Origin of the sequence: Shewanella alkalitolerans (assembly GCF_019457575.1) — a bacterium.
In the GTDB taxonomy this organism is placed as follows: domain Bacteria; phylum Pseudomonadota; class Gammaproteobacteria; order Enterobacterales; family Shewanellaceae; genus Shewanella; species Shewanella loihica.
The window spans coordinates 190,877-210,854 of record NZ_CP080422.1; the positions used below are offsets into that span (position 1 = coordinate 190,877).

General features: G+C 50.5%; 17 protein-coding genes, 1 tRNA gene and 3 rRNA genes. 13 read left to right on the forward strand and 8 right to left on the reverse strand.

Going from position 1 to position 19,978, the window contains the following annotated elements; genetic code table 11:
• The first annotated feature begins 33 nt into the window (after window positions 1–33).
• From rpsD to rplQ, 3 genes are read left to right on the forward strand one after another with little or no spacing between them, the layout of a single operon-like run.
• Window positions 34–654 carry a 30S ribosomal protein S4 gene (rpsD, locus tag K0J45_RS00950; RefSeq protein ID WP_011863989.1) on the forward strand — a complete coding sequence of 207 codons (621 nt, stop codon included), beginning with the start codon at window positions 34–36 and terminating at the stop codon, window positions 652–654.
• A gap of 24 nt (window positions 655–678) precedes the next feature.
• Window positions 679–1,668: a DNA-directed RNA polymerase subunit alpha gene (locus K0J45_RS00955; protein ID WP_011863990.1), complete on the forward strand. Its 990-nt coding sequence runs from the start codon at window positions 679–681 to the stop codon at window positions 1,666–1,668.
• Window positions 1,669–1,707: 39 nt separating this feature from the next.
• Window positions 1,708–2,100, forward strand: coding sequence for a 50S ribosomal protein L17 (gene rplQ / locus K0J45_RS00960; protein ID WP_011863991.1), 393 nt, complete (start codon window positions 1,708–1,710; stop codon window positions 2,098–2,100).
• A gap of 56 nt (window positions 2,101–2,156) precedes the next feature.
• On the opposite strand, the gene K0J45_RS00965 is transcribed toward rplQ, so the two are convergent.
• The 6 genes from K0J45_RS00965 to ccmA form a co-directional block, all read right to left on the reverse strand.
• Window positions 2,157–3,134: an ABC transporter substrate-binding protein gene (locus K0J45_RS00965; RefSeq protein WP_220043891.1), complete on the reverse strand. Its 978-nt coding sequence runs from the start codon at window positions 3,132–3,134 to the stop codon at window positions 2,157–2,159.
• A 134-nt stretch (window positions 3,135–3,268) separates the two neighbouring features.
• A complete protein-coding gene (gene ccmE, locus K0J45_RS00970) occupies window positions 3,269–3,754 on the reverse strand; it encodes a cytochrome c maturation protein CcmE (RefSeq protein ID WP_220043892.1) in 486 nt (161 codons plus the stop codon).
• Window positions 3,751–3,951, reverse strand: coding sequence for a heme exporter protein CcmD (gene ccmD / locus K0J45_RS00975; protein ID WP_011863994.1), 201 nt, complete (start codon window positions 3,949–3,951; stop codon window positions 3,751–3,753). Before ccmD ends, ccmE begins: the two co-directional genes overlap by 4 nt.
• Complete coding sequence (locus tag K0J45_RS00980) at window positions 3,951–4,697, reverse strand: heme ABC transporter permease (protein ID WP_011863995.1); 747 nt, start codon at window positions 4,695–4,697, stop codon at window positions 3,951–3,953. Before K0J45_RS00980 ends, ccmD begins: the two co-directional genes overlap by 1 nt.
• 1 nt (window position 4,698) lies before the next feature.
• Window positions 4,699–5,385 (reverse strand): heme exporter protein CcmB, encoded by a 687-nt coding sequence (gene ccmB, locus K0J45_RS00985; protein ID WP_011863996.1) that lies wholly within the window; start codon window positions 5,383–5,385, stop codon window positions 4,699–4,701.
• An 11-nt stretch (window positions 5,386–5,396) separates the two neighbouring features.
• Window positions 5,397–6,047 (reverse strand): cytochrome c biogenesis heme-transporting ATPase CcmA, encoded by a 651-nt coding sequence (gene ccmA, locus K0J45_RS00990; RefSeq protein WP_011863997.1) that lies wholly within the window; start codon window positions 6,045–6,047, stop codon window positions 5,397–5,399.
• A 332-nt stretch (window positions 6,048–6,379) separates the two neighbouring features.
• On the opposite strand from ccmA, the gene K0J45_RS00995 reads away from it, so the two are divergent.
• Window positions 6,380–6,673 carry a c-type cytochrome gene (locus K0J45_RS00995; protein WP_011863998.1) on the forward strand — a complete coding sequence of 98 codons (294 nt, stop codon included), beginning with the start codon at window positions 6,380–6,382 and terminating at the stop codon, window positions 6,671–6,673.
• Window positions 6,674–6,837: 164 nt separating this feature from the next.
• Here the strand turns inward: K0J45_RS00995 and ccmI are convergent, their stop codons facing one another.
• On the reverse strand, window positions 6,838–8,088 hold the full coding sequence (gene ccmI, locus K0J45_RS01000) for a c-type cytochrome biogenesis protein CcmI (protein ID WP_220043893.1): 1,251 nt from the start codon (window positions 8,086–8,088) through the stop codon (window positions 6,838–6,840).
• Window positions 8,089–8,499: 411 nt separating this feature from the next.
• On the opposite strand from ccmI, the gene K0J45_RS01005 reads away from it, so the two are divergent.
• The 8 genes from K0J45_RS01005 to K0J45_RS01040 all read left to right on the forward strand — a co-directional run bounded on the left by K0J45_RS01005 (window position 8,500) and on the right by K0J45_RS01040 (window position 17,807).
• Entirely contained in the window at window positions 8,500–10,476 is a 1,977-nt protein-coding gene (locus K0J45_RS01005) for a heme lyase CcmF/NrfE family subunit (protein WP_220043894.1), read from the forward strand.
• Window positions 10,477–10,493: 17 nt separating this feature from the next.
• Window positions 10,494–11,051: a DsbE family thiol:disulfide interchange protein gene (locus tag K0J45_RS01010; protein ID WP_144204446.1), complete on the forward strand. Its 558-nt coding sequence runs from the start codon at window positions 10,494–10,496 to the stop codon at window positions 11,049–11,051.
• Window positions 11,051–11,530: a heme lyase NrfEFG subunit NrfF gene (gene nrfF, locus K0J45_RS01015; RefSeq protein ID WP_011864002.1), complete on the forward strand. Its 480-nt coding sequence runs from the start codon at window positions 11,051–11,053 to the stop codon at window positions 11,528–11,530. The genes K0J45_RS01010 and nrfF overlap by 1 nt, the downstream gene beginning before the upstream one ends.
• Window positions 11,527–12,114 (forward strand): TlpA disulfide reductase family protein, encoded by a 588-nt coding sequence (locus tag K0J45_RS01020; protein ID WP_220043895.1) that lies wholly within the window; start codon window positions 11,527–11,529, stop codon window positions 12,112–12,114. The genes nrfF and K0J45_RS01020 overlap by 4 nt, the downstream gene beginning before the upstream one ends.
• A gap of 549 nt (window positions 12,115–12,663) precedes the next feature.
• Window positions 12,664–14,206 (forward strand): 16S ribosomal RNA (locus K0J45_RS01025).
• A 250-nt stretch (window positions 14,207–14,456) separates the two neighbouring features.
• Window positions 14,457–17,349, forward strand: a 23S ribosomal RNA gene (locus tag K0J45_RS01030).
• Window positions 17,350–17,578: 229 nt separating this feature from the next.
• Window positions 17,579–17,694, forward strand: a 5S ribosomal RNA gene (rrf, locus tag K0J45_RS01035).
• The 16S, 23S and 5S rRNA genes sit together here with 1 tRNA gene alongside, the layout of an rRNA operon.
• 36 nt (window positions 17,695–17,730) lie before the next feature.
• Window positions 17,731–17,807 (forward strand) — tRNA-Asp (locus tag K0J45_RS01040).
• A gap of 154 nt (window positions 17,808–17,961) precedes the next feature.
• Here the strand turns inward: K0J45_RS01040 and K0J45_RS01045 are convergent.
• Window positions 17,962–18,462: an Hcp family type VI secretion system effector gene (locus K0J45_RS01045; RefSeq protein WP_011864004.1), complete on the reverse strand. Its 501-nt coding sequence runs from the start codon at window positions 18,460–18,462 to the stop codon at window positions 17,962–17,964.
• A gap of 217 nt (window positions 18,463–18,679) precedes the next feature.
• Between K0J45_RS01045 and K0J45_RS01050 the strand changes: the two genes are divergently transcribed.
• Window positions 18,680–19,954: a CinA family nicotinamide mononucleotide deamidase-related protein gene (locus K0J45_RS01050; protein ID WP_220043896.1), complete on the forward strand. Its 1,275-nt coding sequence runs from the start codon at window positions 18,680–18,682 to the stop codon at window positions 19,952–19,954.
• Window positions 19,955–19,978: the final 24 nt, after the last annotated feature.

Below are 19,978 nucleotides of genomic sequence, written 5' to 3' on the forward strand. Positions count from 1 at the left end.
CCCCGTTTTTAATAGGATAGTTGGAGAAAGAACATGGCAAGATACTTGGGTCCAAAGCTCAAGCTCACTCGCCGAGAAGGTACTGACCTTTTCCTGAAAAGCGGTGTGAGAGCAATTGATTCGAAGTGTAAGCTTGAAGCTGCACCTGGACAACACGGCGCTCGTAAAGCTCGTTTGTCTGAGTACGGCGTTCAGCTGCGCGAAAAACAAAAAGTTCGTCGTACTTATGGTGTGCTTGAAAAGCAATTCCGTAACTACTACAAAGACGCTGCACGTCTAAAAGGTAACACTGGTGAAAACCTGCTTACTCTTTTGGAAACTCGTTTAGATAACGTTGTTTATCGTATGGGTTTTGGTGCTACCCGTGCTGAAGCACGTCAGCTAGTTAGCCATAAGTCAATTATGGTAAACGGCCGCGTTGTTAACATTCCATCATTCAAAGTGTCTGCGAATGATGTAATTAGCGTTCGTGAGAAGTCTCAAAAGCAAGCTCGTATCAAAGCTGCTCTAGAGGTTGCTTCTCAGCGCGAAAAGCCAACATGGGTTGAAGTAGATGCCGCTAAGATGGAAGGTGCTTTCAAGCGTCTGCCTGAGCGTAGCGATTTATCTGCGGATATTAACGAACAGCTGATCGTCGAGCTTTACTCTAAGTAAAGCTAATAAACAAGAGAGGACACAATGCAGGGTTCTGTTACAGAATTTCTTAAACCGCGTCTCGTTGATATCGAGCAGGTTAACCCAACACGTGCCAAGGTTACACTGGAGCCGCTTGAGCGTGGTTTTGGTCATACTTTAGGTAACGCGTTGCGTCGTATCCTATTGTCGTCTATGCCCGGCTGCGCGGTTACCGAAGTCGAGATTGATGGTGTACTGCACGAATACAGCAGCAAGGAAGGCGTACAAGAGGATATCCTAGAGATCCTACTAAACCTTAAAGGTTTAGCAGTGGTTATCGAGGGTAAAGACGAGGCTATGCTTACATTAAGCAAGTCAGGCGCAGGCCCTGTTACCGCAGCAGATATCACGCACGATGGTGATGTTACTATTATGAATCCTGATCATGTTATCTGTCATCTGACTGGTAACAATGACATTAGCATGCGTATCCGCGTTGAGCGTGGTCGTGGTTATGTACCAGCTTCGGCTCGTGCACAAACTGAAGACGACGATCGCCCAATTGGCCGTCTGCTAGTGGATTCATCTTTCTCACCTGTCGCGCGTATTGCTTACAATGTTGAAGCAGCACGTGTTGAACAGCGTACTGACTTAGACAAACTCGTTATCGATATGACCACTAACGGCACTATCGATCCTGAGGAAGCGATTCGTCGTTCTGCAACCATCCTGGCTGAACAGCTGGATGCGTTTGTTGAGCTTCGTGATGTCACTGAGCCAGAACAGAAAGAAGAGAAACCAGAGTTCGACCCAATTCTGTTGCGTCCTGTCGACGATCTAGAGCTAACTGTACGTTCGGCTAACTGTTTGAAAGCCGAAGCGATTCATTACATCGGAGATCTGGTACAGCGTACTGAGGTTGAGCTACTTAAAACACCTAACTTGGGTAAGAAGTCTCTTACCGAAATTAAGGATGTGTTGGCTTCTCGCGGACTTTCATTAGGTATGCGTCTAGAAAACTGGCCTCCAGCCAGTTTAGCAGACGACCTATAAGTCCTAGTTTGTACAGATTTAGGTAATAAGGATTAGGTCATGCGCCATCGTAAGAGTGGTCGTCAACTAAACCGTAACAGCAGTCATCGTCAAGCTATGTTTCGTAACATGGCAAGCTCTTTAGTCCGTCACGAAGTGATCAAGACTACTGTAGCTAAAGCGAAAGAATTGCGTCGCGTAGTTGAACCTCTAATAACACTTGCTAAGAGTGACAGTGTTGCAAACCGTCGTTTGGCATTTGCACGTACTCGCGACGCTGAAGTCGTAGGTAAGTTATTTAATGAATTGGGTCCACGCTACCAGGAACGTCCTGGTGGATACACCCGTATCCTTAAGTGCGGTCTTCGTACTGGTGATAAGGCGCCTATGGCGTATATCGAACTAGTAGGTCGTCCAGAAGCTGCTGAAGCTGTTGAAGAAGCTGCTGAGTAACACTTAAGTTCATTGTAAAAAGCCGGGCAATGCCCGGCTTTTTTATGGCTTCAAATCTATTCTACCCAATCTGCCTTCTCGGCGATCTCCTTAGGGATCGACAGATGCCATTTGGCCACGCCAGACAGGCTGAATCGAAACGCCCCCTTGCTGTCACTGATATCCCCTAAACTGCTGGCCTGCTCGCCGGCTAACAGTCGATTAATCAATTTGGCGGCCAGTAGGCCATGTTCATAGCCGTTAAGCACATAACCGCCTGGGTTAGCATGTCTGCCAACGGTAAAGTCCCAAAAACCGAAATGGGGTACTGGGGCGTGGTCTGCCGTCCAGGCGATCATCTCACTCGGGTCCATATAGTCGCCACCGTCTTTGGTTAGTGTGTGATAGAGCCCGGTAAAAACCCCCTGGTAGCCTGCCTTCTTGGCATCTATCACCGCCTGTTGCCACTCCTTGGCCGAATTGGTCAGGGTGAAGGCTATGGTCAGCTTGCCTATCTGTATGGGCTTAAAGTCGGCGCTGATCGGGCTGAAGGCCGCGCGGGAGGTCGCGCTATTATCAGAAAGGATCAGCAGCTTCTTGGTCTCTTTCCCAGGCAGTAGGCAATCGACTAGGAGTAGGGAACGTTTGAACAGCGGCCGCTCGAGTATGCCGGTAAACTGCCGATTGCCCTGCAGGCCATGATCTCTGGGGTTAGTATTGAGGCCGAGAAATACAACTGGGGTCTTGGTGGTTGCGATGCGCTCACTCAGCAGTGAGATGGCGTTGTCGTCGGCGAGTATGATGATGTCTGGCTTGTCGCGTTTAACGGCTTCCCAGGCGTCGTCAGCGCGTTTGACATAGGCATCACGGGGGAGACGCTTGGAGTCGAGATAGATCTCCGTCATCTTAGTGGGCTCGCTAAGGTTTTCCAATATCGCCTGGCGATAGTCTTTCACCCAGGGGTAGCCCTCATGATAGCTGTGAATGAACATCAGCCTGGCGGCCGATGCGGGTAGGCTGGTCCAGAGGAGTAGGAGGCAGACAAGTATGCGCATGGATGGATTTCCCTTAAAGCTTTCACCCCAAAGTCTTTTACATAGTTATAGTCGATCTTGCTCCTAAGTAGTGCACAGGTAATAAAAAAGGCCTCAAATGAGGCCTTTAGGTTTTCACGCTAAGAATATGCAGTCTAGTAACCGGATTTCTGTGTAGAGTCGTATTCGAGTTTCTCGTGGGTCTGGCCCATGGCCTCGGCAACTTCTGGCGGCATGTAGTTTTCGTCATGCTTGGCCAATACTTCGGTGGCTTCCAGCTTACCACCTTCGATCAGTACGCCCTGGGCGACGATACCTTGTCCCTCACGGAAGAGGTCGGGTAATAGATCGTCATAGGTCACCATGACTTCGCCACCGGCGGCGTCATGTACGACAAACTCAACGTGTAGGCTCTCTGGATCGCGAACCAGAGAACCTACGGTGACCATGCCACCGACACGAATACGTTGACCGATTTCTGGCTTAACGCCTGTGTCTTTCTTACCGTGAACGATCTCTGTTGGGGTATAGAAAAGGTTCAAGTTCGAATTGAGCGCATAAAGTAGCAAGGACGCGATGGCGGCTACGCCACCAATCAGGGCGGTTGCTAAGGCGAGTCTTTTCTTACGTCTGGCGTTCACTGTTCTTTACTCCGGTTGGCTTTGAGGCGTTCTTCGCGTTGCATCTTCTTGGATATCTCGGTAAGGATCTTGCGCTTCTGGCGCAGACTTACCACGATTAAGGTTCCTAGTGCGAAGGCGGTTATGCCGTAAGATAGCCACACATAAAAGGCGTAGCCACCCATGTTAAAAAAATCTGCTAATGAATCGAACTGCATTATTTGACTCCTTCAGCTTGCGCGAGTTCCCTGACCCAGGGACGCATACCGTTTCTGGCAAGGATCTCGGCTCTGAAACGAATAAGCGTGATAGCGCCTATCATCAGACCGAAACCGAAGATGTTGATCAGCAGTGGATATAACATCTCAGGCGCCATAGATGACTTCTCGGTGATCTTGATGGTGGCAGGCTGGTGTAGTGAGTTCCACCACTCTACCGAGTACTTGATGATAGGAATGTTGATCACGCCCACGATGGCCAGAATACCGGCGGCGCGTGCGGCGAGTACCTTATCTTCGAAAGAGGCGTACAGAGAGATCACACCCAGGTAGAGGAACAGCAACACAAGTTCTGATGTCAGGCGAGCGTCCCACACCCACCAGGTGCCCCACATAGGCTTGCCCCAAGCTGCACCTGTGATGAGGGCGATAAAGGTAACGACCGCACCGATAGGCGCAATGGCCGCTGCCGCCCAGTCGGCAGACTTAATCTGCCATACCAGGCCGATAAAGGCCGAGGTCGCCATCGCCATGTAGGCCGACATAGACATAGAAGCCGCAGGTACGTGGATGAAGATGATGCGATAACTGTCACCCTGCTGGTAATCTACCGGCGCAAACAACAGACCCCAGATAGAACCCACACCAATAAACGCGATTGCAAGCGTCGCAAACCAAGGCAATAGCCTGCCGGAAAGGTTATAGGCTTTTTGAGGGTCTGCGTAAGAATGTAGCCATTTCCACATATTAGTTAGTACTCACTCTTAATGAGGCACCAATTGCAAAAGGTGCCAATATTAACGAACCGACCAGCATAGCGCCTATGATAGCGAGATGGCCGCTGTAGGGTAGATTTAGACCAGCGGCATCGATGGCGCTGGTTGCAAAAATTAGTACAGGTATGTAAAGCGGTAGGATCAACAGGCTCAGCAGCACGCCGCCCTTACGCAGGCCGACGGTAAGCGCGACACCTATGGCGCCCAACAGGCTGAGTACGGGCGTGCCCAGTGCCAGGGTGGCCATCAGTGCGCCATAGCTGTTGGCTTCAAGATGCAGCAGCACGGCCAGTAGCGGGGCAACCAGTATCAGTGGTACGCCGGTCAATATCCAGTGGGCCAGCACTTTTGCCAATACCATGAGTGACAATGGCTGTGGGCTAAGCAGCATCTGTTCCAGGCTACCATCGACGAAGTCCGCCTTAAACAGTCGCTCGAGTGACAACATAGATGCCAGCAGGGCGGCTACCCAGATGATCCCCGGTGCAACGCGAGTCAGTACCTGCGGCTCGGGGCCAATGCCCAGTGGGAAGAGGGTGACCACCAGGATAAAAAACAGTAAGGGATTGAAGATGTCACCCTTATGACGAATTGCTATCTTAAGATCGCGTCTAAGCAGGGTGAAAAACGCTTGGGTGAAACTGATACCTTTATTCATTCACTGCACCTTTAAATAAAGCGGTAATCGAGGCGAATCTTACGGAGAATATCGTCACCGATAATGCTCATATCCTGGTGGGTGGTCATGATGACACAGCCGCCGCTTTGAGCATGTTGTAAAAACAGGTGTTCCAATTCTTCGACGCCTTTCTTATCGATTGCAGTAAATGGTTCGTCCAGCAGCCAGACCTTACAGTTGGTATGCCAGAGTCGGGCTAGGGCGGTACGACGATGTTGACCCGCCGACAGGTGGCCGGCCAAAGCCTCTTCGAAGCCAGACAGGTTTACCTTAGCGAGGATCTGGTTGGTCTCGAAATCATCATACCCGCTGATTCTTAAATTGAAGTTAAGATTCTCTTCGGCAGTTAACTCGCTTTTTACACCTGCAAGGTGGCCCAGATACAAAAGATCGTCATTGTATTCGTCGCGGCAGCGGGTAATGTCAGTACCCTTGTATTTGGCTTCGCCCGCATAGGGACGCGACAGACCGGCGAGGATCCTCAGCAGGCTGGTTTTACCCGCGCCATTGGGGCCTTCGATTTGAACTATCTCACCCGCTTGGATATCAAAGCTCAGCTCGTCGAAGAGAATTCGCTCTTCGCGGATACAAGTCAAGTTATCGGCTGATACCAGTGTTGTTGCTGTTTTTTCTTCTACCACTGAACCCTCTATCTCAAGCCTGATGTAAACATAAGCGATATTAACATAATCCCCTTGAGGGGTTTAGTCTTGCTATCTGATTAGTGTCAGCAATTTGATATGCTTCCAAAAAGTAAAACCTTTTCGTCATTGAGATTGAACTTTTTCAACAATTGCTAATGTATCAGGTAACTCGGGCACCTATAACATGTTGAACCATCAAATTCTGATATTAATCACAAAAAGGTGAGATTTGTTGAAGTTTGATGTATCCTAGGGCTGCTATAGAATAAGTCTGCCCCAGTTTAGGGTGGCATAGAGCTCTGTTAATATTTGCATTAGGAACATTGAACATGAAAAAACTGTTAGCATTGTCTGCAGTGGCTGCATTGACCTTGTCTGCAAACACTTTTGCACAAGAAGGTGAAGCTGTATATAACAAGGCATGCCATGTATGCCACAGTATGGGTGTCGCCGGTGCCCCTAAAGCTCATGATGCAGCTGCATGGGAGCCTCGTTTAGCGAAAGGCCTAGACGCACTACTAGGTAGTGTTAAGACTGGTCTGAACGCTATGCCACCAGGTGGTATGTGCACAGATTGTACCGACGAAGATTACAAGAACGCTATCGAGTTCATGTCTAAGTAATTTGACTTCGTTGAAAAAAGCCGACCTTATGGTCGGTTTTTTTATGCCTGTCGCCAAGTAGTTTTTAATATAGAGACTCTTGCGATCAAGATAGGTGAGCAATAAAAAAGCCGGCTAATGCCGGCTTTTCTGTTTGGTATGAAATCAGGATTACTGAACCGGTATTATTGAACCAGAGTATCAATCACTAGCTTAGCGGTTGACCCCACGTCCATGGTTTCCAGACGGCCCTGTAGATCGCCAGGCTGCGCCTTAACCGAACCATGCTTAGAGAGTACGGCGATCACTTCAACCTGTTTGGCGTCGCTCAGCTTGATATCGCCGCCCATGCCAGCGCTGTCATCTAAGGTGATAGAGACAGGCAGAGATTTCGCCGATACCTTAGTCGCCGCTAGGGGGACCTTAGGGCCTTGGGTGTTGCGGGCAAAGATAAACAGCATATCGCTACCGCTGACATTCTCTAGCAGCTCGGGTGCGATTGACACATCTATGGTTACCGTCTTACCGGTAGTGGCCTTGGCCTGCTGATGAGTCGCATCGTTAGGCATCTCGCCAGTTTCGGCTTGCATTCTCATCTTGGCGCTCTCGATGGCATTGATGATGGCGCTACGGTCCACATCGCTTCTGTCGCTATCGAGAATGATCTGCCAGGCATCGATCGCCTTCTTATATTGAGCGCTGAAGAAGGCGTCCATACCGACAAGCAGTAGGGTTGAAGGATCTTCAGGATCTAATGCCAATGATTGGTCGATAATGGCCTGTACCGCAGGAGTGATTCTTTGGTTGGCCTTGTAGTACATGGCTGTCGCCTTAGGACCAAGCAGCTCGGCGTGGGTACCCACTAGCTCCATCGCCTTGTCGAATGCTTTTACCGCATCATCATAACGGTTGGCGCTGATGTAGGCATGGCCAAGGCTAAACAGCAGTTGGCTGTTTTCCGGCTCGGCTTGCAGCTGTGATTCCATCATCTGAATGCGCTGGGTCATGATCTGGGCGGCATCCATTCCTGCGTGTGGATTGTCGGGAACCGCCTTGTCCAGGTTGGCATACGCACCTAGGTTGGCATAGAAGTAGCCAGAAACACCTAATACCACCACAGACATCAATGTTGGCCAGAGTAGGCTCTTAGGCTTGATCTGACCGACCAGAGATTCATCTTCACCTTGCTTCATATCCTGAAGCAGGCTGATCTCGAGTTCTTTCTTTAGCGCGTTAAACTCATCTTGATCCAGCAGCTCATCCTCAAGTTCCTTCTCTAGGGTCGCCAGGCGATTGTTAAAAAGTTCGAGGTTGGTGGCCTTACGCACACCGGCTTCTTCGGCCTGCAGCATCTTTTGCTGGCGGAAGTGTGGAAACCAAATCAGCACAAGGCTGACTAATACAAAAAGCGCAATAAAAATCCAGAGTGTGGTCATTATTTCTTTTTCACATTAGTTGCAGGAATGCGGGAATGCCGCGCGATATAGGGATCAGATTATACGGAAAGATTATTCATTGAACAGTAATATAAGGGTTTCCAGCCGTTAAATACTGATACTTTTGCACTGGTTCACAGTTCGATTCTATTTTCAAAAATTGGCTGAAACTTAAGTTTCAAACAAGGGTCAGAGCATAAAATCTGCCAGTTTATAACAATTGTAACCCTGCGTTTCTGTTCGCAAGAATGAGACAGGTCACCCAGAATTGTGCGAAAGAGGCAGACAGATACAATAGCAAATACTAAAATGACTCAAATTTTGTACCTTGAGTAGTGTGAATTGCAAACTCTGGTGAATTAGGTGAAGCTAATGCTTCAGCTGGTTCCCATATAGGACTGAGGAAACCCCATGATCCCTGAATTAGGACACTTTTCGTTGATAATAGGATTGGCATTCGCCTTTCTATTGGCCAGCGTCCCCTTAATCGGTGTTGCTCGCAAAGATCAATATCTGGTGCGTTATGCCTGGCCGTTGAGTTACGGCATGTTTTTCTTTATCGCTCTCTCTGTCATCGTCCTGGGTTATAGCTTTGCCGTTGACGATTTCTCTGTAGCCTATGTTGCACACCACTCAAATTCTCAGTTGCCGATCTTCTTCAAGATCGCCGCGGTATGGGGTGGTCATGAAGGTTCATTACTCTTCTGGGTGTTTGCCCTGTCTGTCTGGACGGCATCGGTTGCCTTCTTCAGTAAGGGGTTAGAAGAGGTCTTCACCGCTCGCGTACTCGCCATTCTGGCGATGATAGTGATCGGCTTCTGTCTCTTCATGCTGCTGACTTCGAGCCCATTTGAGCGCCTGTTCCCGATTCCTATGGAGGGACGCGACCTTAACCCTATGCTGCAGGACGTGGGACTCATCTTCCACCCACCAATGCTGTACCTGGGCTATGTTGGTTTCTCGGTGAGCTTTGCCTTCGCCATCGCCGCGCTCATGGGCGGACGTCTCGATTCTGCCTGGGCACGTTGGAGCCGTCCTTGGACCCTAGCTGCGTGGATCTTCCTGACCGGCGGTATCTCGCTCGGTTCTTGGTGGGCATATTACGAGTTAGGCTGGGGCGGCTGGTGGTTCTGGGATCCCGTCGAAAACGCCTCATTCATGCCTTGGCTGATTGGTACCGCACTACTGCACTCAGTGATCGTGACCGAGAAGCGTGCAACCTTCCGTAACTGGACGGTACTCCTCTCTATCTTCGCATTCTCTCTGAGTCTGCTTGGCACCTTCATCGTGCGTTCTGGCGTACTGACCTCGGTGCACTCATTCGCGGCGGATCCTAGCCGTGGTATGTTCATTCTCTTGTTGCTGGGTCTCGCCATCGGCGGCTCACTGACGCTGTTTGCCTTCCGCGCAAGCGACATGAAGAGCCCTGCGCGTTTCGAGCTGATGTCGAAAGAAACCATGCTGCTGGTGGGTAACATCCTGCTTACTGTGGCTTGTGGTACCGTACTGCTGGGTACACTCTACCCATTGCTGATCGATGCCCTGAACATGGGTAAGATCTCTGTAGGCCCACCATACTTCAACGCGGTATTCGTACCTATCGCACTCGTGCTGTTTGCCTTCATGGGTATTGGCCCTAGCATCCGCTGGAAGCGCGCCAAGGCAGGTGAACTCAAGGCCAAGCTGCTGGTGCCTGCCATCGTCTCTGCGGTTATCGGTGTAGTGACGCCTTTCCTGGTGGACGGCAAGTTTAATGCTTGGGTGATGTTCGGTATCGGCCTGGCCGCTTGGGTAACATTTGCGACACTGCGCGCCGCCTACGACATCATGCAGTCTAAAGATGGCCTGAGCCTGGCGCGTATGGGGCGCAGCCAGCTGGGTATGATCATCGCTCACTTAGGTATCGCCGTCTCTGTGGTCGGCGCGACTATGGTGTCTAACTACTCTATCGAGAAGAGTGTTCGCATGGGCCCTGGTATCACCCAGGAGCTGGCGGGCTATAGCTTCCACTACATCGAGACTAAGAATGTCGTCGGTCCTAACTATACCGCCCAGCAGGGTCAGGTCGAAGTGACCAAAGACGGTGAGTTCATTACTCTGCTTAAACCTGATCGTCGTCAGTACAACGTACGTACCATGGATATGACAGAGGCGGGCATCGATTGGGGACTGTTCCGCGATCTCTATATCACCATGGGCGATCCTATCAGCCGTACCGAGTTTGCCGTGCGTCTGAACTACAAGCCATTCGTGCGCTGGTTATGGTTCGGTAGCATCTTCATGATGGTAGGCGGTCTGTTCGCCGCGTCTGATAAGCGTTACCGCAGAGCCAAGGCGACCGAAACCGCTGGCGAGAAAGCCAAACAAGCAAAATTAGCAACCGCATAACTTGAATTGGGGCAAGTATGAAGAAAAGGCTAGTATTATTTATTCCTTTGATTCTGTTTTTGGTGATGGGAGTGTTCCTCTATAAGGGACTCTTCCTGAATCCGCAGCAGCTGGACTCTGCATTAGAAGGAAAGCCGGTACCGGCTTTCCAACTGCAAAAGCTTGAAGATGCCAATGAGATCATTACCAATGACAGCATCAAGGGTCAGGTCTCACTGCTGAACGTGTGGGCCACCTGGTGTCCTTCATGTAAGTATGAGCATCCTTATTTGATGCGCTTGGCAAGACAGAACATCTTGCCTATCTATGGCATCAACTATCGTGACGAGCGTGCCATGGCGATCCGTGAGCTGAGCCGCGAGGGCGATCCTTACACCAAGAATATCTTTGACCATGACGGACGTTTAGGTTTGGATCTTGGAGTTTACGGTGCGCCCGAGAGCTATCTGGTGGATCACAACGGTATCATCCGCTTCCGTTATGCCGGTCCTATCGATATGCGTGTCTGGAATGAGACACTCTATCCCATGATTCAAGAGTTACAGGCACAGGCTAAAGCTGAGGGAGCATCTTAATGAAGACCTTAGTCGGGTTTATTACCGCAATACTGTTATCTTTCTCGCTGGTGGGCGCCGCGATGGCGACCCCAGTGGATACCTATGAGTTTAAGTCGGTAGATAACCAGAAACGAGCCCTCGAATTGGCTCACTCGCTGCGTTGTCCTCAGTGTCAAAACCAGAACCTGATCGATTCCAATTCACCTGTGGCGCAAGATCTGCGACTCGAAGTCTATCAAATGGTCGATGCCGGTAAGGGCGACGAAGAGATTATCGAGTTTATGACCAGCCGTTACGGTGAGTTCGTCCTCTATAAGCCACGCATGGAAGCTAAGACTTACATCCTATGGCTAGGGCCAATCGCGCTATTGCTGGTGGGCTTAGTGATCGGTTTTATCTTCGTTAGACAGCAGCGTATCAGCAATGCCGTCGAACAGGAGATCAGCGCCGAGGAGCAAGCCGAGTTGGATAGACTGCTCAAGCGAGACGATAAATGAAGTCAAAGTTAGTCACGGCGTTGCTGTCGGCGGCTCTCGCCTTAGGCGGATATGCCGCCAGCGTGCAAGCTTATCCCGGCATGCAGAAGAAGCAAGGCGGTGAGGTGCAGTCGAGTGTCGATCTGATCAACGTGTTGCCAAAAGCCTACCCGATAGATCCTGTGCCCTTTAAGGATGCCCAGGGGAAGGCGATTGACTTCAGTCAGTATCGCGGTCAGGTAGTGATGGTCAACATGTGGGCCACCTGGTGTCCCCCCTGTGTGCGTGAGCTGCCAGCTATAGATCGCTTCAAAGGCAAATTCGATCCTAAACAATTTCGTGTCCTGCCGATATCGATCGATATGAATGGCAAGGAGAAGGTCGAACCCTTCCTGGCCTCGTTGGGGATGGATAAGTTCGAGACTTATTATGATCCTCAGCAGCAGCTGGGTCAGGTCTTCCCCCTAGATACGATACCGGCGACCTTTATTCTCAATCAGCAGGGCGAATTGATCGCCTTCGTCAGAACATTTGTCGACTGGGATGATGAGAAAGCGGTGAAATTGATCGAGAGCTTTATCGCGTCAGAGACTCAAAAACAGTAAAACACGGCAATATTGGCCGTAAATCATACGAAAAAGATCGCAATTGCCTAAAAGATCGGCATGCGATCTTTTTTTTGAAAAAAGCCCTTGCGCAAAAGATTTGGCTCCCTATAATGCGCTCCCACTGACACGGCAAACGGCGCTACTTACCAAGTGAGTAAGCAACCAAGGTCGAGTCAAGGTGATAAGCAGTTCGAGTTTTTAAGCCGGTAGTTACAACGCGAAAGCACAGTAATTAACCACTTAAAAATCTTTTGAAAAAAGCGCTTGACGCCGACAGGGAGAAGCGTAGAATACGCAGCCCTAGCCCGCTGGAGTCCAGTATGAGGCAAACGTTCTTTAACAAGGTAAAACAAGAAATCTGTGTGGACACTCACAGGTATTGAGTTAATCGAAAACGATTTAAATCTCAATGCATGATTTACTAAATCTAGTTTCACTAGAGATAGTGAGTGTTCATAGCAATATGTACAAACATGTAGGTGATTCTTCCGAGTCATTTATGTGAATCAGAATTCATTGAGTCGGACTTAGGTCCACAAAAACTTTTAATTGAAGAGTTTGATCATGGCTCAGATTGAACGCTGGCGGCAGGCCTAACACATGCAAGTCGAGCGGTAACAGAAAGTAGCTTGCTACTTTGCTGACGAGCGGCGGACGGGTGAGTAATGCCTAGGGAACTGCCCAGTCGAGGGGGATAACAGTTGGAAACGACTGCTAATACCGCATACGCCCTACGGGGGAAAAGAGGGGATCTTCGGACCTTCTGCGATTGGATGTACCTAGGTGGGATTAGCTAGTAGGTGAGGTAATGGCTCACCTAGGCGACGATCCCTAGCTGTTCTGAGAGGATGATCAGCCACACTGGGACTGAGACACGGCCCAGACTCCTACGGGAGGCAGCAGTGGGGAATATTGCACAATGGGCGCAAGCCTGATGCAGCCATGCCGCGTGTGTGAAGAAGGCCTTCGGGTTGTAAAGCACTTTCAGCGAGGAGGAAAGGTTAACGGTTAATACCCGTTAGCTGTGACGTTACTCGCAGAAGAAGCACCGGCTAACTTCGTGCCAGCAGCCGCGGTAATACGAGGGGTGCAAGCGTTAATCGGAATTACTGGGCGTAAAGCGTACGCAGGCGGTTGATTAAGCGAGATGTGAAAGCCCCGGGCTTAACCTGGGAACTGCATTTCGAACTGGTCAACTAGAGTCTTGTAGAGGGGGGTAGAATTTCAGGTGTAGCGGTGAAATGCGTAGAGATCTGAAGGAATACCGGTGGCGAAGGCGGCCCCCTGGACAAAGACTGACGCTCAGGTACGAAAGCGTGGGGAGCAAACAGGATTAGATACCCTGGTAGTCCACGCCGTAAACGATGTCTACTCGGAATTTGGTGTCTTGAACACTGGGTTCTCAAGCTAACGCATTAAGTAGACCGCCTGGGGAGTACGGCCGCAAGGTTAAAACTCAAATGAATTGACGGGGGCCCGCACAAGCGGTGGAGCATGTGGTTTAATTCGATGCAACGCGAAGAACCTTACCTACTCTTGACATCCAGAGAACTTTCCAGAGATGGATTGGTGCCTTCGGGAACTCTGAGACAGGTGCTGCATGGCTGTCGTCAGCTCGTGTTGTGAAATGTTGGGTTAAGTCCCGCAACGAGCGCAACCCTTATCCTTACTTGCCAGCGGGTAATGCCGGGAACTTTAGGGAGACTGCCGGTGATAAACCGGAGGAAGGTGGGGACGACGTCAAGTCATCATGGCCCTTACGAGTAGGGCTACACACGTGCTACAATGGTCGGTACAGAGGGTTGCGAAGCCGCGAGGTGGAGCTAATCTCACAAAGCCGGTCGTAGTCCGGATTGGAGTCTGCAACTCGACTCCATGAAGTCGGAATCGCTAGTAATCGTGGATCAGAATGCCACGGTGAATACGTTCCCGGGCCTTGTACACACCGCCCGTCACACCATGGGAGTGGGCTGCACCAGAAGTAGATAGCTTAACCTTCGGGAGGGCGTTTACCACGGTGTGGTTCATGACTGGGGTGAAGTCGTAACAAGGTAGCCCTAGGGGAACCTGGGGCTGGATCACCTCCTTACCTATACGATTGACTGATATTTGTTGAGTGTTCACACAGATAACTTGTTCTTGTTAGAGCGAGTGGCACGTCCGAGCGACGATGCTTGTTCTTTAAAAATTTGGAAAGCTGATAGTAATAACCGAAAGGTTATTGCGAAAATAATTGAGTTCTCAAAACACACTTTAATCAAGTGACTTGAGTATTCTTTTGGCGAAAGTTGAAACCATTAGTTGCGATGCAGCTCAGATGAAACTCATTTGGGTTGTATGGTTAAGTGACTAAGCGTATACGGTGGATGCCTTGGCAGTCAGAGGCGATGAAGGACGTAGTAACTTGCGAAAAGCGTTGGCGAGCTAGTAACAAGCATTTGAGCTAACGATGTCCGAATGGGGAAACCCGGCACCATAAGGTGTCATCACTAAGTGAATACATAGCTTAGTGAGGCGAACGAGGGGAACTGAAACATCTAAGTACCCTTAGGAAAAGAAATCAACCGAGATTCCCCTAGTAGCGGCGAGCGAACGGGGATTAGCCCTTAAGCCTAGAGGGTGTTAGTGGAATGTGTTGGAAAGCACAGCGATACAGGGTGATAGCCCCGTACATGAAAACTAACTTTAGGTGAAAACGAGTAGGACGGGACACGTGATATCTTGTTCGAATATGGGGGGACCATCCTCCAAGGCTAAATACTCCTGACTGACCGATAGTGAACCAGTACCGTGAGGGAAAGGCGAAAAGAACCCCTGTGAGGGGAGTGAAATAGAACCTGAAACCGTATACGTACAAGCAGTGGGAGCGGTTCTTGAGACCGTGACTGCGTACCTTTTGTATAATGGGTCAGCGACTTACATTTTGTAGCGAGGTTAAGCGAATAGCGGAGCCGTAGGGAAACCGAGTGTTAACTGCGCGTTTAGTTGCAAGGTGTAGACCCGAAACCCGGTGATCTAGCCATGGGCAGGTTGAAGGTTGAGTAACATCAACTGGAGGACCGAACACACGTATGTTGAAAAATGCGGTGATGACTTGTGGCTGGGGGTGAAAGGCCAATCAAACCGGGAGATATCTGGTTCTCCTCGAAAGCTATTTAGGTAGCGCCTCGAGCGAATACCATTGGGGGTAGAGCACTGTTAAGGCTAGGGGGTCATCCCGACTTACCAACCCTTTGCAAACTCCGAATACCAATGAGTACTACTCGGGAGACACACGGCGGGTGCTAACGTCCGTCGTGAAAAGGGAAACAACCCAGACCATCAGCTAAGGTCCCAAAGTTATTGCTAAGTGGGAAACGATGTGGGAAGGCTTAGACAGCTAGGATGTTGGCTTAGAAGCAGCCATCATTTAAAGAAAGCGTAATAGCTCACTAGTCGAGTCGGCCTGCGCGGAAGATATAACGGGGCTAAGCAATACACCGAAGCTATGGGTACTAGCGCTTGCGCTGGTGCGGTAGAGGAGCGTTCTGTAAGCCGTTGAAGGTGAAGGGGTAACCCACGCTGGAGGTATCAGAAGTGCGAATGCTGACATGAGTAACGATAAAGGGGGTGAAAAACCTCCTCGCCGAAAGACCAAGGGTTCCTGTCCAACGTTAATCGGGGCAGGGTGAGTCGACCCCTAAGGCGAGGCCGAAAGGCGTAGTCGATGGGAAACGGGTTAATATTCCCGTACTTCTGCTAACTGCGATGGAGAGACGGAGAAGGCTAGGCTAGCGCGGCGTTGGTTGTCCGCGTTTAAGGCTGTAGGTAGGGTACTTAGGCAAATCCGGGTACCTAATACTGAGAGTTGATGACGAGTCACTACGGTGATGAAGTAGTTGATGCCATGCTTCCAGGAAAATCTTCTAAGCTTCAGGTTAGTAGGAATCGTACCCCAAACCGACACAGGTGGTCGGGTAGAGAATACCAAGGCGCTTGAGAGAACTCGGCTGAAGGAACTAGGCAAAATGGTACCGTAACTTCGGGAGAAGGTACGCTCCTGTTGGTGATGAGACTTGCTCTCTAAGCTGACGGGAGTCGCAGATACCAGGTGGCTGCAACTGTTTATCAAAAACACAGCACTGTGCAAAATCGCAAGATGACGTATACGGTGTGACGCCTGCCCGGTGCCGGAAGGTTAATTGATTGGGTTATCTTCGGAGAAGCTCATGATCGAAGCCCCGGTAAACGGCGGCCGTAACTATAACGGTCCTAAGGTAGCGAAATTCCTTGTCGGGTAAGTTCCGACCTGCACGAATGGCGTAATGATGGCCACGCTGTCTCCAGCCGAGACTCAGTGAAGTTGAAATTGCGGTGAAGATGCCGTATACCCGCGGCTAGACGGAAAGACCCCGTGAACCTTTACTATAGCTTGGCACTGAACATTGACCCTACATGTGTAGGATAGGTGGGAGACTTTGAAGCGGGAACGCCAGTTCTCGTGGAGTCATCCTTGAAATACCACCCTTGTAGTGTTGATGTTCTAACTCTGGCCCCTGAATCGGGGTTGAGGACAGTGCCTGGTGGGTAGTTTGACTGGGGCGGTCTCCTCCCAAAGAGTAACGGAGGAGCACGAAGGTTGGCTAAGTACGGTCGGACATCGTACGGTTAGTGCAATGGCATAAGCCAGCTTAACTGCGAGACATACACGTCGAGCAGGTGCGAAAGCAGGTCATAGTGATCCGGTGGTTCTGAATGGAAGGGCCATCGCTCAACGGATAAAAGGTACTCCGGGGATAACAGGCTGATACCGCCCAAGAGTTCATATCGACGGCGGTGTTTGGCACCTCGATGTCGGCTCATCACATCCTGGGGCTGAAGTCGGTCCCAAGGGTATGGCTGTTCGCCATTTAAAGTGGTACGCGAGCTGGGTTCAGAACGTCGTGAGACAGTTCGGTCCCTATCTGCCGTGGGCGTTGGATGATTGAAGGGAGCTGCTCCTAGTACGAGAGGACCGGAGTGGACGAACCGCTGGTGTTCGGGTTGTCATGCCAATGGCATTGCCCGGTAGCTACGTTCGGAATCGATAACCGCTGAAAGCATCTAAGCGGGAAGCGAGCCCTAAGATGAGTCATCCCTAGACCTTTAAGGTCTCTAAAGAGCCGTCCGAGACTAGGACGTTGATAGGCAGGGTGTGTAAGCGTTGTGAGGCGTTGAGCTAACCTGTACTAATGACTCGTGAGGCTTAACCATACAACCCAAAAGGGTTTCGTATAATGGTTACTGAATCAAAAGAATACAAAGTACTTGATTGAAGTGCGAACTCAAACAGCTTTCTAAATTTACTATTTTGGTTAATTACGCAGGTAATTGTTTGGCTGACAAAGCCGTAACGAAGCAAAGCGCGGAGTGTACTAGAGTACATGAGCACTGTAGCGAGGAAACAATGCCGTCAGACGAAGAATTAACCAGTAAGAATTTGTCTGGAAACCATAGCATTGTGGTCCCACCTGATCCCATCCCGAACTCAGAAGTGAAACGCAATCGCGCCGATGGTAGTGTGGGGTCTCCCCATGTGAGAGTAGGTCATTTCCAGGCGCCTAATTTAGTATCCCGCGTAAGCGTTTTACTAAAGGAGCGGTAGTTCAGTTGGTTAGAATACCGGCCTGTCACGCCGGGGGTCGCGGGTTCGAGTCCCGTCCGCTCCGCCAACATTAAGATGAAAGCCTCTGCAGTAATGCAGAGGCTTTTTTCGTTTTTGGCTTTCGAAAAACTCAAACACTTTTCGACTTACGCTTATCGAATTGCTTGCCTGGTTACCCGTTAAAAAATCTTACTTATTAGGGCTGCTTCACAGCTAGTCGCCTATCTGCATTTCTCGCTTGTGATGGTGGCCGAGATCGCTGGTCCACCGCTGCCATCTGCCTTTTGTGGTGTGTATTGGTATTTGAGCTCTTCAAAATTTAGGGTGATGTTCTCGGTGAGGCGATCTTCTCCGCCAGAGCCGCCGGTAGACAGGCTGGAGACCCATACGTCACGTAATTCGATCACTATATACTCCAAGGGCGTTCCACCCGCCTTGCGCACCGTCAGTGTCGCCCTAGGGTATTGCATGTGGCTCATCTGGTTCATGAGGAGTTGGGGTGAGGCGCTATCCACATACTTGGTCACACTGATATCTTGAATGCAGGTGCGTCGCATATCGCTGCTTGCTCCCCAAGACCAGGCGAGCACATCGATCTCGTTGCGGTGCTGCGCGTCCAGGCTCTCGCCGTCGACGCCATCTATTTTAAGAAACATATCCGTAGCCGCGTTCAGTGTGAAGGAGCTGAGCGCTAATAGGCCCATGGCCGCGAGTTTATACATAATCATTCTACCTATTGCTGAGTTGGGTTAATTGTTTATTGAGTCTAGTTTGCATTTAGAGATGAGTTCGTTTTTGCTTAGAACTAAAGAATCTGTAAACACCGCATAACGCCCAGTAGCATGAATATCGAGCGGGCCGCCAGATTGTCTATTGCTATTCCACGCGGCCTTACCTACCTTATGGCCAAGTGAAATGGCTTAGTTTCAAAGGATGGATATGAAAATAGAAATGATCTGCACCGGTGAAGAGGTGTTATCCGGACAGATAGTCGATACCAATGCGGCATGGGCGGCAAATGCCTTGATGGACCATGGCATAGAGATGCAGCAGCGGATCACGGTAGGCGATAGATTGGATGATCTGGTTGAGGTGTTTCGTCAGCGTAGCGAGCACGCGGATGTCATCTTGGTCAATGGCGGGCTCGGCCCGACCAGCGATGATATGTCTTCCGAGGCGATGGCGATTGCCAAGGGTGAGCCTTTGGTCGAGTGCATCCTGTGGCGAGAGCGTATTCAAGAGTGGTTTACCCGTAACGGTCGACACATGCCAGAGAGCAATCTCAAACAGGCGATGTTACCTGCGTCGGCCATCATGGTGGACAATCCTGTGGGCACGGCCTGTGGCTTTCGTGTGAAGCTCAATCGAGCCTGGCTCTTCTTTACTCCGGGTGTGCCATTCGAGTTTAAGAAGATGGTGACAGAGCAGTTTATTCCTTTTGTGGAGCAGATCGCCGATAGCCATGTCGAAGTCGAGGTGCAGAAGTTGCTGACCATAGGTCAGGGGGAATCGGCACTGGCCGATAAGCTAGAGGGTATGCCTTTACCGGATGGCATGACCCTGGGCTATCGCTCCTTCATGCCCTATATCGAGATCAAGTTGTTTGCCCGAGGGAAAGCAGCCATAGGCGAATTAGACAGGGTGAAGGCTGAGGTGCTCGCTCGTCTAGGCGATGCGGTCGTCGGCCACAACGTTACCTCACTGGCACAGGTGATCCACAACGGGCTGCTATCTTCCGGTAAGCATTTGAGTATTGCCGAGTCCTGTACCGGCGGCATGATCGCCAACAATCTGGTGGCCTTTGCCGGCAGCTCCAATTACTTGGATCAGGGGCTGGTGACCTATAGCAACGAGTCTAAGGTGCGCGTGTTAGGGGTTAAACCTGCGACTCTGGATGACCATGGGGCGGTCTCTATCGCCACGGTTGAGGAGATGGCCAAGGGAGCAAGAAGCCTGCTGGACAGCGACTATGCGCTGGCGACCAGTGGCATTGCCGGGCCCGATGGCGGCAGCGAGGCAAAGCCGGTTGGCACTGTGGCGATCGCCCTGGCGACCCGGCAAGGTGTCTATAGCCAGATGCTGAAGTTCCCGGCGCGTTCTCGGGAGCTGGTGCGGCAACTGAGCACGGCTGTTGCCTTGGATATGCTAAGGCGAGAGCTGCAGGAGTCTCCCGTTCTGGTGGACTATTCCTCTTATCCGCGATTTGCAAGATAGCCTAGTCAAGGCGCCAGGCATAAT

Excerpts from the sequence above, each read along its gene's own strand:
- rpsD (WP_011863989.1), top strand. The coding sequence starts at position 34 with ATGGCAAGATACTTGGGTCCAAAGCTCAAGCTCACTCGCCGAGAAGGT.
- K0J45_RS00955 (WP_011863990.1), top strand. The coding sequence starts at position 679 with ATGCAGGGTTCTGTTACAGAATTTCTTAAACCGCGTCTCGTTGATATC.
- rplQ (WP_011863991.1), top strand. The coding sequence starts at position 1,708 with ATGCGCCATCGTAAGAGTGGTCGTCAACTAAACCGTAACAGCAGTCAT.
- K0J45_RS00965 (WP_220043891.1), bottom strand. The coding sequence starts at position 3,134 with ATGCGCATACTTGTCTGCCTCCTACTCCTCTGGACCAGCCTACCCGCA.
- ccmD (WP_011863994.1), bottom strand. The coding sequence starts at position 3,951 with ATGCAGTTCGATTCATTAGCAGATTTTTTTAACATGGGTGGCTACGCC.
- K0J45_RS00980 (WP_011863995.1), bottom strand. The coding sequence starts at position 4,697 with ATGTGGAAATGGCTACATTCTTACGCAGACCCTCAAAAAGCCTATAAC.
- ccmB (WP_011863996.1), bottom strand. The coding sequence starts at position 5,385 with ATGAATAAAGGTATCAGTTTCACCCAAGCGTTTTTCACCCTGCTTAGA.
- K0J45_RS00995 (WP_011863998.1), top strand. The coding sequence starts at position 6,380 with ATGAAAAAACTGTTAGCATTGTCTGCAGTGGCTGCATTGACCTTGTCT.
- ccmI (WP_220043893.1), bottom strand. The coding sequence starts at position 8,088 with ATGACCACACTCTGGATTTTTATTGCGCTTTTTGTATTAGTCAGCCTT.
- K0J45_RS01005 (WP_220043894.1), top strand. The coding sequence starts at position 8,500 with ATGATCCCTGAATTAGGACACTTTTCGTTGATAATAGGATTGGCATTC.
- K0J45_RS01010 (WP_144204446.1), top strand. The coding sequence starts at position 10,494 with ATGAAGAAAAGGCTAGTATTATTTATTCCTTTGATTCTGTTTTTGGTG.
- nrfF (WP_011864002.1), top strand. The coding sequence starts at position 11,051 with ATGAAGACCTTAGTCGGGTTTATTACCGCAATACTGTTATCTTTCTCG.
- K0J45_RS01020 (WP_220043895.1), top strand. The coding sequence starts at position 11,527 with ATGAAGTCAAAGTTAGTCACGGCGTTGCTGTCGGCGGCTCTCGCCTTA.
- K0J45_RS01045 (WP_011864004.1), bottom strand. The coding sequence starts at position 18,462 with ATGTATAAACTCGCGGCCATGGGCCTATTAGCGCTCAGCTCCTTCACA.
- K0J45_RS01050 (WP_220043896.1), top strand. The coding sequence starts at position 18,680 with ATGAAAATAGAAATGATCTGCACCGGTGAAGAGGTGTTATCCGGACAG.